This window comes from Marinococcus luteus, from assembly GCF_034497705.1.
Taxonomy (GTDB): domain Bacteria; phylum Bacillota; class Bacilli; order Bacillales; family Marinococcaceae; genus Marinococcus; species Marinococcus luteus_A.
On the sequence record NZ_JAXRUV010000010.1, the window covers coordinates 56029 to 68121 of the forward strand.

A 12093-nucleotide genomic window follows, 5' to 3' on the forward strand; every position below is an offset into this window, starting at 1 on the left:
CCTAATGTCAATTTTTTTCATTATCGCCGGGCTTTTTATTTTTGTCCGTATCCTTCGGGGCACGGTCCCGTTCCTCGTTTTGTGAGTTGCCGACGATACGTTCGAGAAGGTACAGAATCTCATCCCGCGACAAGTCTTCGCGTTTTTTATCTTCTATATTCTCAGGTTCCTTGCTCTCTTCTGTAGTTTCATTTTTCTGCTGGTCTTCATTATTATTCTGTTCTTCCTGTTCTCTCTTTTCCCGTTCCTTGCGTCTTTCTTCTACTTCCCAGCCGTACATATAGCCTCCGTCCGGCATGGCGAATTTTTTATTCATGCTTCTTGTTTCCTTGGTAAACAAGGTATAGAGCGTTGGAATAATAAACAGCGTCAGGAACGTACTGCTGATGAGACCGCCAATAACCGCAATACCCATTGGCTGCTGAATTTCTGATCCTTCCCCGAAACCGAGGGCAAGCGGCAGCACACCAAGGATAGTCGTAGAAGCTGTCATCAGAATAGGACGTGCCCGCTTTTTCACAGATTCAATGACTGCTTCTCTTACCGGCATCCCCCGTTCCACCAGCTGATTCGTATAATCAACAAGCACAATCGCGTTGTTAACAACAATACCTGCAAGTACAATCAAGCCGATAAACACAGTGATACTAAGTGGTGTCTGGGTTGCAAACAGGGCAAGCATAACACCGATCACGACCAGCGGCACGCTGAACATTACCACAAATGGATATTTGAATGATTCAAACTGGCCGGCCATGACGAGATAAATGAACACTACCGCCAGCAGGAAGGCAAACACCAGACTTTGAATGCTGTCATCGAGAAGCTCCTGTTCGCCAGAGAAGTTCAAGGTAGTCGCCGCTCCTGTATCCACGTCGTCAATTGTGTCTTCAATTAACGTAGAGGTTTCGTTCAGGCTTGTACCGGAGCCATATGTGACTGTAAATTCAGTACTCCGCTCCTGATCAAGCCGGTTAATAACCGCAGGCCCCTCTCCTTCTTCAATATCAGCGACGTCGCTTAAGCTGACATATTCTCCTTCCGGAGTAGCAAGCTGCAGGCTTTCAAGGTCATCCTGATTCTCAAGGGAGTCCTCTGCATACTGCACGTTAACATTCAGCGCACCTTCGTTATCTGTCTGAATCGTCGATGCTACTTCCCCGCTTGTCGTGCTGTTCACCGTTTCGGCTATTTCAGCAGGTGTCAGACCGTTATCCTGCGCTTCGTCTTCATTAATCTGAACCTGGATTTCCGGTGCTGTCTCTTCATCTGACGTTTCTACATTACGAATCGTGTTTTCACTTTCAAGCTCCGACTGCACTTCATTTGCGTCTTCCTCGAGCCGCTCTTCATTTTCATTTGAGAGCGTAAATTCCACGGAATTCGCTTCCCCACCGCCGATGGCTGCAGAAGACGATAACGAAATGTCCGCCTGCTCGTCAGTGTTCTCCACATCGGATTCAATTTCTTCAATCATTTCTTCGGTCGATATATCCCGGTCTTCGAGATCCTCCATTGTAACTGTAATAGAAGCTTCGTTAGAGCCCGAGCTCCCACCACCGCCGCCTCCAGCTGCAACTCCGCTGCCGCCCGAGCCGACTACCGCCATATAGCTTGCAATCTCATCCTGATCTTCAAGCACGCTTTCAATTTCATCAACTGTTTCACCAGTCGTTTCCAGATTCGTGCCATTTTCTTTTTCAACATCAATCGTGAAAAAGCCCTGGTCCGTCGTCGGGATAAAGTTCACCCCGGTCTGGGCAATACCGCCGGCCCCGCCAAGAAGCAGCACAAGCGTTAACAGCAGCGCGACAGCGCGGTGTCCGAGGACCCAGCGGATCGAGCGGTCCAGAAATCTCATTGGCCGGGATTTTTCACGTTTTACTTCCCTGTCTTCCGGCAGTGGCTTCAGCACACGGCTCGCAATCATCGGCACAACCGTTACAGCTACAAGCAGGGATGCAAGCAGGCTGAAGGCTACCGATAAGGCGAAGGCCTGGAAAATCTCGCCTACAATACCGGAAATAAAGACGATTGGTAAAAAGACGGCTACTGTCGTCAAGGTCGAAGCTGTAATCGCTCCGGCTACTTCCTTTGTACCGTCGAGAGCCGCCCGTTTAGGAAGCTTTTTCATCGACAGGTGCCTGTATATGTTTTCAATAACAACAATCGCGTTGTCGACAAGCATCCCGATACCAAGTGCCAGTCCACCCATGGTCATTAAGTTTAAGCTCACATTGGTAAAGTAAAGAAATGCAAAGGTTACAATAACCGAAAACGGTATCGCAATACCGATAATGAGCGGTGTCGTTAAGTTTCTTAAGAAGAAGAAAAGAACAACCATGGCGAATACACCGCCGGCAATTAACGCAAGTGCTACACTGTTAATAGACTGCTGGACGTAATCCCCTTCATCGTAGATCATTGTAGTATCGAGATCATTATACTGGTCTTCTTCAAGCAGATCGTCCAGGGTTTCATTAAAGTCGGTAGATACCTGGGCCGTGTTGGCATCTGACTCCTTCAGCACGGTCATTTGAATGCCGGGCTCCTGATTCACTTCCGTATAGGCTGTTTGTTCCTCAGTGGTGCGCTCTACTTCTCCTACATCACCGACAGTAACCGTATCACCGGATTCATTCTGGCCGACTGATACTTCTTCTAAATCCTCAACCCCACCGAGTTCATTGACCGTCCGGGTCGTTAACGTTTGATCCCCGGAGGTGATCGTCCCTCCTGGCTGAGTGATATTATTTGCCTGTACAGCATTAGTGACATCGGACTGGGTCACATTGTTGTCTTCAAGCGATTCCTGATCGAGCGAAATCTGAAATTCTTCGCTTAGGCCGCCGCTCGTGTCAACACTTGCAACTCCCTCCGTCCGCTCAAGCTCGGTGACCATATCCTCCACCTGGCTCTGGGTTTCAGCCAGCCCGTTCCCTTCGGAATAAGCTGCCATTTGAATCATGCCCTGCGCGTCCGGATCAAATTCGATAAAGGAAGGGTCCCCGGCATCGTCTGGCAGGTTCGCGTTATTCATGGCATTGTTGATCTCCTGCTCCACATCCTCCACCGATGTGCTCCATGAGAGTTCAAGCAGGACAAGGCTGCTGCCTTCCTCTGATTGTGAAGTCATACGGTCCAGCCCTTCGATGGTGGAGAGCTGTTCTTCCATCGGTTCTGTGACGCTGGTTTCAATTTCTTCAGGTCCGGCGCCCTCATAGTTTGTGGCTACAGCTGCGACCGGTGGTTCAATTTCCGGAAACAGCTGCAAAGGCAGATTCGTCAGCGATACGAAACCCATCATGATAAATAAAATCATGCCGACAATAGTCAGTTTCGGCCGCCGGATAGATGTGCGGGTAATTTTCATGCATCGTTCCTCCATTGGTATGTATATTTCGGTAGTTCATCGTCTAAACTGTTAAGTAACTTAACTACACAAACAACCTTAAACGACTGGATGGCTTCCGTCAATGAAGATGCATGGGCGGCCTGCTTTTTTTATTTTTTATAAGCGTTATTAATTTCTTCTTCAAGCCGGTGTATGACCTGGGTTGCCTGCTTTAATTCTTCAAGCGGTATTTTAGCAATGTACTGGTCGACGATATAATGTTGGAAATTTGTCAATTCTTCTTTCAGCTTCCGGCCTTTCATCCCATAGACAAGCTGTGTTTCCCTTTTGTTTTCTTTATTGGCAGCACGATAAAGAAGATCTTCTTCCTCGAGACGCTTCATCGCCTGGCTTACTGCACTTTTTGAAATGCGCAGCCGGTGAGCCATCTCTGTCAGCGTCAGGCCCTCGTGCCTCAGGTTCATAAAAAACAGCGCTTCCTGGCGGGTCGTCAATTGCAGCTCCCCGAGCATCGGAACCTCCGGCTGCAGCAGTGTACTAATATTTTCAAGCGTATTTACCGCCTGTTCAAACAGCTCCCTGTGTGTATATGGTTCCATTTCGCTCATCCCATTCATCCTTTTCTTTCAGCCTTCTTTGCAGCAATCTGCGGCTGTTCGTGCATGTAAGCACCTACAGCTCCACTAAATTCTCCGTAAGGAAGAAAGCATGGTTCTTTTCCGCGGAGCTTCGTGTAGCCGCCAATAATTTCTTTTAAATTGTCGTGCTTATCAAAGGTAGAGCCAATATATACTATGGAATCGGTGTTCAGCCGGTCGGCCATCTGCACACTCATCGTTGTGATTGTCTCACCAATCATTCGTACAACAGCAGCAATGTAGTCTTTATTCTCATACTCATTATTTTTCATATTCATAATATTTCCGAAGTTGCTGGCCGTAAGATCTCCGGAAATCGGCGGCTCTTCATCAGTATAAATATCCTTTACCTTGACGTTCAGCGACCGTCCATCCCCTTCGTTTCCAAGACGCAGTATTTCTTCATATGCTTCAATACCGGTGAGAAGGTAGGAAAGGCCGATAAGCGTTCCTCCTCCCATCCCGCTGCCGCCGACGCGTTCGTATTCTTCCGGGCCGGCGAAATGTATCGAGGTTCCGGTTCCGACGTTAGTAATAATATACGTGTCCCCGTAGGTATTGTCTTCATTAAAACGCTTCCGCAAATACGAAACGCCCCTACAGGTGGCTTCAAACTCACTAATAGGTTCTGCAGGCCAGGGCAGGGACTTCCGCAGCGTTTCCGCTTTTCCTCCTGTAATATGAATAACTGGATTGTCGATCCGGTCTTCAATCCATGTCTGCACCTTCTCCATGTCGGTGAGAGGTATTTTTTTCAGCTCCCATTCATCGTTCACACGGTAAGCAATTTTAATCAGCGTACCGCCTGCATCAATACCGACTACTTCATTTTTCATTCTTCTCCCCCTGTCCCGCTTTCAAATAGTTATATCTTCTGTCGTCTCTTCGTATTTTATCCTACTTCCTGATGAATTGAAAACGATGCAGCACGCTGTTCCTTCCCGTTTTTCTTAAAATTACAGGTTTCCTGCTTCGCAACGGCGTTAATTTTGTTAAAATAATACTAATGCCTGATACGCAGGTATCTATAACAAGGTCCTCCGTTTCAACATAGAGGAAGAATGGGGAAAGCAGATGGGCTTCGAGATATTATCCATTTTCTTAGCAATATTATCGGTTTTTAATTTATTTTTCGCCTTTGTCATTATCTTTATTGAAAAACGCAACGCGACCGCCATCTGGGCCTGGATCATGGTGCTGTTTTTTATCCCTTTTCTAGGATTCGTGCTTTATTTAATTTTCGGGCAGAACCTGACTAGAAAACGGCTGTTTGACTGGGCAGATATCGAAAAGATCGGAATTGAAGAGCTGATTCAGGAACAGATGCATACACTGCGTAACGGCACTTTTCAATTTTCGGATTCCGTCTCCTCTAAGCACCGGGACCTGATCTACATGCAGCTTGCAAATGATGGGTCGGTCCTTACGAAGGAAAACGACGTCCGGGTGTATACGGACGGACACGAAAAGTTCGATAATCTGATTAAAGATATCGAGAAGGCTCAGGATCATATTCACCTGCAGTACTACATTCTTCGAAGCGACAACCTCGGACGAAGGGTTATCGAAGCATTAAGGAAAAAAGCAGAAGAGGGAGTAGTCGTCCGGCTGCTCTACGATGACATGGGCTCAAGAAAGATGCGTAAAAAAGCACTCCAGGGCCTTGAAGAAGCCGGCGGAGAAGCAGCGGTCTTCTTCCCGAAGCGTCTGCCGATTATTAATTTACGTCTCAATTACCGCAACCACCGGAAAATTGTTGTGATAGACGGAAAAACCTCCTACGTTGGCGGATTTAATATTGGCGATGAATACCTTGGTCTCAGCAAAAAGTTCGGTTACTGGCGGGACACCCACCTGCGTCTGGAAGGGCAGTCTGTCAAAACAGCGCAGACACGGTTTATTCTCGACTGGAACCAGGCTAATTCCAGAAATCCCATCCATTACGAAGAGCGTTATTTTCCTACTCTCGCAGAGCCCGGGGAATGCAGTATGCAGATTGTGTCGAGTGGTCCGGACTCCGAATGGGAGCAGATTAAAAACGGATATATAAAAATGATCAACTCTGCCAAGCATTCAGTTTATATTCAGACACCCTATTTTATTCCCGATGAGAGTCTGATGGATGCCATCCGGATCGCTTCTTTATCCGGGGTCGACGTCCGCATCATGATCCCGAGCATGCCCGATCATCCGTTTGTTTACTGGGCCACGTATTCTCACGTGGGCATTGTTCTTCGTGCCGGCGCCCGTGTTTATATTTACAACAATGGTTTTATTCATGCCAAAACGATCATGGTGGATGACGAAATCAGTTCGGTGGGCACGGCCAACATCGACGTGCGCAGCTTCCGGCTGAACTTCGAAGTGAACGCTTTTATCTATCATGCGGAAACGACGAAACAGCTGACCGATACCTTCTTGTACGATATGGATACACACTCCTCCGAGCTCACCCTCGAGGCGTACCGGCAGCGCTCGCTCTGGATCCGTATCAAGGAAGCGGTCTCCCACCTTTTATCCCCTATTTTATAAACGGTACAAAAATCCGCTGCCTCTTAACGAGAAGCAGCGGATTTTTTATGTTTTCCACAGGCCGCCGAGGCTCCGGGCCCAGTTTTCGATGTAGCGTGTGCTTTCCTTCATTGCCTCCTCCAGGGAAACGATTCCCGGCACCATACTGAAAGCAGCATCAATGCCCGCTTCATAAACCTTTTCATAACCTTCGCCAAGCTGACCGGCAACCGCAACGACCGTACTTCCTTGCGGGGAGGCTTTCGCTACTCCAACCGGCGTTTTGCCAAATACGGTCTGAGCATCAATTTTTCCTTCGCCGGTAATAACAAGCGAAGCCCCGGCACTTCGTTCCGCGAAGCGGCTCTCTTCAAGTACAATTTCTATGCCCGGCTCAAGCGCAGCATTTAAAAAAGCTATCGCTCCAGCCCCCAGACCACCTGCTGCTCCCGCTCCTTTTTCCTCAAGCACTGGTTTATGCAGATCCTGTTCAATTACTACCCCAAACACAAGCAACGCTTCATCCAGCTCCTGAACAGCTTCAGCCCCTGCCCCCTTCTGCGGGCCATAGACAGCACTTGCTCCCTCTGGCCCCGTCAGTGGATTCGTAACGTCACAGGCAGCACGCACGGTTACTTCATGAATTCTTTTATCGAGTCCGCCCGTATCAATGCGGTACAGATGCTTTAGCGCCCCTCCGCCGGGCCCAAGGTCATTTCCGTCCCGGTTCAGGAAGCGAACGCCCAGCGCAGCTGCCATCCCGGCCCCGCCATCATTCGTGGCACTTCCTCCCAGACCTAAAATAATCCGCTCCGCTCCTTTGTTGAGCGCTTTCAAAATCATTTGTCCTGTACCGTAGGAGGTGGCCGTTAACGGGTCCCTGCTCTCTTTAGCCACCAGGCCGATTCCTGAAGCTTCTGCCATTTCAATAACCGCCGTTCGGGACTTATGGATGTAGACAAACTCAGCCATCACGGTGCTCCCGTCCGGCCCGAGCGCCTCCACTGTATGAACCTCACCGCCAAGGCCATCCCGGAGCGACTGTGTGGTTCCTTCGCCACCATCGGCCATGGGTATCAGCTCTGTAACGAGGTCCTTAGAGTTTCCAATACCCCGACGGAAACCCCTTTCGATTGCCTGAGCGGCTTCCATTGCCGTCATGCTTTCCTTAAATGAATCCGGTGCGATCACTACTTTCAATTATGCCTCCTCCTTTACGCTTTACGACTGGCTGGGATAAATAGAAGATGCATGCTGATCGAGCATTTTTTCAAACAGCCACTTTTTTTCCGGGAGCGGCAGCATACAGTCAAAGTTTTTCATGTCTTCGTTTTTAAAAAAGCCGAGCGTCCCCTGGCAGAAGCCGCAATAGGATGTTTGATGAGTCAGCGGCTGCTCATCCGGGAACCAGTCATTTTCCGAAGGTACAAATTCGCCGCTCATATTCCACCCGGTTCCGTCGACTAACTGTACAGAAGCAAGAAGCTTGTACGCCTTTTCCCCTTTCTCTCCGTCTGCGGCTGCCATCTGCACATAGGAGTCCGCTACCTGAAGCAGGCGGGGAATTTCATTTTCCCGAAGCTCCCGGAAGGACGGGGTTTCCTGTCCTGTCTGACGCAGGTAGTTCATATGCTCCTTATATCTCGATAAATACAAATGGATAGGTTCCAATTCGTGTCCCCCTTTTTTTCAGTATAGCATGAGTAGTCTGTTGAAATAATAAAAGAACACCCCACCCCGCTGCAGCAGCGGCTTTGAGATGTTCTTCTACTGGTTTTCTTCCCGTGAGGATTGTTCACGGTTGGGATACCGGCGATTAAAGTCTTTAAATACAAAGTATTTCATCATAAAGAAACTCGCCGAGAACGAAGCCAGCATGGCCAGTCCCTTAGCCAGGTTCTGGCGGATCCACGTTGGCACTCCAAGTGCCTGAAACAAAGCATTAAATCCTAAAAATACAGCGTTATTAATACCGAGACTGATCAGCCCCTGAACAATAAATACTAACCGCTGGCGGGTACTTCCTTTCGCGGTATCCCGAAACGTAATAAACACGTTCCAGATGTAGCTGTTAGTTACTGCCAGCGCGTAAGCAATCGTATTAAAAAGTGTTAAAGTCATCCGCTCTTCACTTGGAAAAAGAAATAGAAGCAGATTCAGCGCTCCTATATCGACTACAGCATTCGTTACACCAATCGCACTAAACTGAAGCGCTTGAAGAGGACCACGCCGCTTTTGATTCTTACCCATAGAACCCCTCTGTTCTTGATGAAATCTCCGCTTACCGGCGTTCTTCTGAAACTGTATCATTATTTTCCGCCGATTTTGACACCCTCATGCCGGCTGCTTCCTTGTATAAATCCCGGATCTGCTCTGCTGCCGCTTCCCATCCAAAGGTGGCAACATCTGTAAAGGCCTGGTCGGCCAGACGTTTACGGAGGGTTTCATCTTCAAAACGGCAGACAGTATTTTTAAAGTCATCCTTCGTATGCGGATCATACAACAGGCCATTACGTTCCGAGGTCAGCTGTTCCTTTGTCGGCCCGCTTTCTGCAGCAACAAGAGGCAGACCGGAAGCCATTGCCTCCATAATCACAAGCCCCAGCGTTTCCGTCGTTGAAGGAAAGACAAATACGTCGGAGGAGGCAAACGTAGAAGCAAGCTCATCTCCATGCATAAAACCTGTAAATACAGTGTCCGTGCCTTCGAAATGCTTTTCAAGCTCCTCGCGGTGGGGGCCGTCTCCTACAATGGCCAGGCAAAACTTGTCCGATTCTTCAAGGACATCCCGGATTTTTTCAATCTCTTTTTCAGCTGCGAGCCGTCCTACATAAAGCAGCAGCGTTCTGTCGCTTTTTCCACCGGAAAGCCGCTCCCGCATCTTTTTGCTGTGATGTCTCGGATGAAACTGCTCGGTATCTACTCCCCGTTTCCACAGATGCATGCGTTCAAACCTTTTTTCCTGAAGCTCTGTCTGCACGGTCTGCGAGGTGCAGAGATTAATGTCCGCCTTATTGTGCAGGCGCCGCACATACCACCACATCAGCCATTTCAGCATGCCCAGATTATAGTAGGACATATACTGGGTCAGATTTGTATGGTAGGAGGCAACCAGCGGCACACCCAGCTTCTTCGCATAGTTAACACCCGAATAGCCTACAACCGCCGGGTTTACGACGTGCACGACGTCAGGCCCGAAATCCTGTATATACTTCTTGACTACCCGGTTCGGGAGAGCGAACTTCTTTGAACGATAAAAAGGGAGGGCGCGCGCAGGCACCCCTTTCACTTCTGCTCCATCAAATTCATACACACCCAGATCCGGGGCTACAATCTGTACTTCATGACCATCACGATGCAGCCAGCGTATGCAGGCTGTTAATCGTGTAACAATTCCATCTGTAGAAGGCAGAAAAGTCTCGGTGATGATCATTATCTTCATAGAAGACAACTCCCCGTTTTTATTTCCAGCTCACACTCGGCAGTACGTTTTCTTCGATTACCCGCTCTTTATGTTCAATCACCGCTTTTAGGATGTGACGGATAACGTCGTCTGTTAAAAAGTGCGGCTCCAGTCCCAAGTCTAAAAGATTGGTGTTTACCGCTTCAAGGAAATGCTCTTCAAGCTCCACCCGCGGGTTTTCCAGATGATCCACATCTACATGATAGCCTTCTTCTTCAGCTACCTTTTTCACCCGTTCAGCGAGTTCGAGCACAGAAAAGTCTTCAGTGAACTGATTGAATACACGGAACTCTCCAGGCTCAGCCGGCTTGTCTGCTGCGATTTCCACACAGCGTACTGTATCTTCAAGGTTCAGGAATCCGCGGGTCTGGCCGCCTTTTCCGTAAACTGTCAAGTTCCGTCCGATGGCAGACTGGATAATAAAACGGTTCAGTGCTGTTCCAAAAACCCCGTCGTAGTCCAGGCGGTTGGTAAGCACCGGATCCATGTTGGTTTCATTTGTATCCAAGCCGTAAACGATGCCCTGGTTTAAGTCTGTAGCCCGGATGCCCCATACTTTGCAGGCAAACATAATGTTATGGCTGTCATGTACTTTCGATAAATGATAGAAGGAGCCCGGCTGTTTTGGAAACGGAAGGCGGTCTTTGCGGCCCTTGTGTTCCACTTCCAGATACCCTTCTTCAATTGGGATATTCGGCGTGCCGTATTCTCCCATCGTACCGAGCTTAATCAGGTGGCAGTCCGGCGCCATTTCTTTAATAGCGTAAAGCACGTTCAAGTTCCCTACTACGTTATTTACCTGCGTGTAGACTGCGTGCTCGCGGTCTATCATCGAATAAGGCGCAGAACGCTGTTCAGCAAAGTGAACGAATGCTTCCGGCTTTTCCTGTTCCATCACCTGCTGCAGGAAATCGTAATGCTGAAGGTCACCTTCGTATGTACGTATTTCTTTTCCTGTCAGTTCTTTCCATTTCGATACCCTGTCCTCAAGGCTTGCAATCGGGGTAATCGAATTGGAATGAAGCTCATCATCAATTTTCCTGCGTACCATACTGTCGATAATTGATACGTCATGACCCTGCTTTGATAAGTAAAGCGCGGTCGGCCAACCACAAAATCCATCTCCACCTGCAACAATAATTTTCACGTCAGTTACCTCCACATCATTTAATACAATCTGATAATTCAAACAAACATAATTCTATGGGTATCTATAAGGTAATTTCTACCTCGTAGAGTGCAAGTTGTCGTCGTATATGTACGTCCGAGTAGAATTCCCATCGAAACAATACCACTCTCCTTATATTAACGCAACTATTTGTCTATATACCACCGTTATTCTATCATACTAACTAATCATTGCAGCTATCACAGCCATAATTCATAAAAATTACATAAAATTTATAGAAAAACAGAAAGGCGGAGGGTGTTTGGGCACCAACTTGAACGGCTCATCGGTTTCAGTCGGCTTGAGACGAAGTCGCAAACGATCTGAAATCACGAATGGATTAAGCTGGTAACACCCGCAGCTGGACATAGAAAAGCGGAGGAGCCTTGTTCAACCGCGACAGGTACTTCCCAGGCGTGCAGGGCAGCCTGCTGCCCGTAGTTGGCTGGAAAGTAATCCCGAGCGATTAGGCTTCGGAGCTGGACATAGAAAAGCGAAGGGCGTTATTTAAATGATGTTCGATTAAAATCGCTACATCCTGTAGCAACATCGAACTGACCCGCTTCCTGCGGGCCCAAAGCTGAACAAAATCCGGAAAAGATTCACTTATCAAAAGAGAATTTTTCCGGATCTTCATCCACGGCAATTAGTATATTATGTTCCTTCAGCTGTTCACTCAGATCCCGGGCTTCTTTATCACTGTATCCAAGCTTTGTTAATCGTTCATAAATATCGGACGCACCGTTTCGGAAAAACTGTTTCACAAACTCCACCGGACTTTTAACATCTGCCTCAGTGTCACTGACCCTTAATTCCTTCGCAGTCGCTTTTTCCGCTTCCAGAGCCAAAGCATAAATCTGTTCCTTTTGGATTCCCTGCATCTTTAATTTATCTACAGCCTGCTGTGCTTCTTCTACGGATAAAAAAATACGGGCGGTAGGCAATAGTTCCCCCTCCT

Annotated in this window: 10 protein-coding genes; 1 reads left to right on the plus strand and 9 read right to left on the minus strand. The window is 48.1% G+C overall.

Annotation, left to right across the window (positions count from 1 at the left end):
- Positions 1–7 precede the first annotated feature (7 nt).
- From Q9M42_RS13855 to coaW, 3 genes are all read right to left on the minus strand, one after another.
- Positions 8–3373 carry an efflux RND transporter permease subunit gene (locus Q9M42_RS13855; protein WP_322527050.1) on the minus strand — a complete coding sequence of 1122 codons (3366 nt, stop codon included), beginning with the start codon at positions 3371–3373 and terminating at the stop codon, positions 8–10.
- 131 nt (positions 3374–3504) lie between these two features.
- Positions 3505–3954 carry a MarR family winged helix-turn-helix transcriptional regulator gene (locus tag Q9M42_RS13860; protein WP_322527051.1) on the minus strand — a complete coding sequence of 150 codons (450 nt, stop codon included), beginning with the start codon at positions 3952–3954 and terminating at the stop codon, positions 3505–3507.
- 14 nt (positions 3955–3968) lie between these two features.
- Positions 3969–4829 carry a type II pantothenate kinase gene (gene coaW, locus Q9M42_RS13865; RefSeq protein ID WP_322527052.1) on the minus strand — a complete coding sequence of 287 codons (861 nt, stop codon included), beginning with the start codon at positions 4827–4829 and terminating at the stop codon, positions 3969–3971.
- A 238-nt stretch (positions 4830–5067) separates the two neighbouring features.
- On the opposite strand from coaW, the gene cls reads away from it, so the two are divergent.
- Positions 5068–6525, plus strand: coding sequence for a cardiolipin synthase (gene cls / locus Q9M42_RS13870; protein ID WP_322527053.1), 1458 nt, complete (start codon positions 5068–5070; stop codon positions 6523–6525).
- A 45-nt stretch (positions 6526–6570) separates the two neighbouring features.
- On the opposite strand, the gene Q9M42_RS13875 is transcribed toward cls, so the two are convergent.
- From Q9M42_RS13875 to Q9M42_RS13900, 6 genes are all read right to left on the minus strand, one after another.
- Positions 6571–7695, minus strand: a complete 1125-nt coding sequence (locus Q9M42_RS13875; RefSeq protein WP_322527081.1) for a glycerate kinase family protein — start codon at positions 7693–7695, stop codon at positions 6571–6573.
- 30 nt (positions 7696–7725) lie between these two features.
- Complete coding sequence (locus Q9M42_RS13880; RefSeq protein WP_322527054.1) at positions 7726–8175, minus strand: hypothetical protein; 450 nt, start codon at positions 8173–8175, stop codon at positions 7726–7728.
- 96 nt (positions 8176–8271) lie between these two features.
- The gene (locus tag Q9M42_RS13885; protein ID WP_322527055.1) at positions 8272–8754 is read right to left on the minus strand and encodes a GtrA family protein; all 483 of its coding nucleotides are present in this window, start codon (positions 8752–8754) and stop codon (positions 8272–8274) included.
- Between the two features lie 31 nt (positions 8755–8785).
- Positions 8786–9946, minus strand: a complete 1161-nt coding sequence (locus tag Q9M42_RS13890; RefSeq protein WP_322527056.1) for a glycosyltransferase family 4 protein — start codon at positions 9944–9946, stop codon at positions 8786–8788.
- Between the two features lie 19 nt (positions 9947–9965).
- Positions 9966–11114, minus strand: coding sequence for an NAD-dependent epimerase/dehydratase family protein (locus tag Q9M42_RS13895; protein WP_322527057.1), 1149 nt, complete (start codon positions 11112–11114; stop codon positions 9966–9968).
- A 623-nt stretch (positions 11115–11737) separates the two neighbouring features.
- Positions 11738–12079, minus strand: coding sequence for a general stress protein (locus tag Q9M42_RS13900; RefSeq protein ID WP_322527058.1), 342 nt, complete (start codon positions 12077–12079; stop codon positions 11738–11740).
- Positions 12080–12093 lie beyond the last annotated feature (14 nt).

Excerpts from the sequence above, each read along its gene's own strand:
- Q9M42_RS13855 (WP_322527050.1), bottom strand. The coding sequence starts at position 3,373 with ATGAAAATTACCCGCACATCTATCCGGCGGCCGAAACTGACTATTGTC.
- Q9M42_RS13860 (WP_322527051.1), bottom strand. The coding sequence starts at position 3,954 with ATGGAACCATATACACACAGGGAGCTGTTTGAACAGGCGGTAAATACG.
- coaW (WP_322527052.1), bottom strand. The coding sequence starts at position 4,829 with ATGAAAAATGAAGTAGTCGGTATTGATGCAGGCGGTACGCTGATTAAA.
- cls (WP_322527053.1), top strand. The coding sequence starts at position 5,068 with ATGGGCTTCGAGATATTATCCATTTTCTTAGCAATATTATCGGTTTTT.
- Q9M42_RS13885 (WP_322527055.1), bottom strand. The coding sequence starts at position 8,754 with ATGGGTAAGAATCAAAAGCGGCGTGGTCCTCTTCAAGCGCTTCAGTTT.
- Q9M42_RS13890 (WP_322527056.1), bottom strand. The coding sequence starts at position 9,946 with ATGAAGATAATGATCATCACCGAGACTTTTCTGCCTTCTACAGATGGA.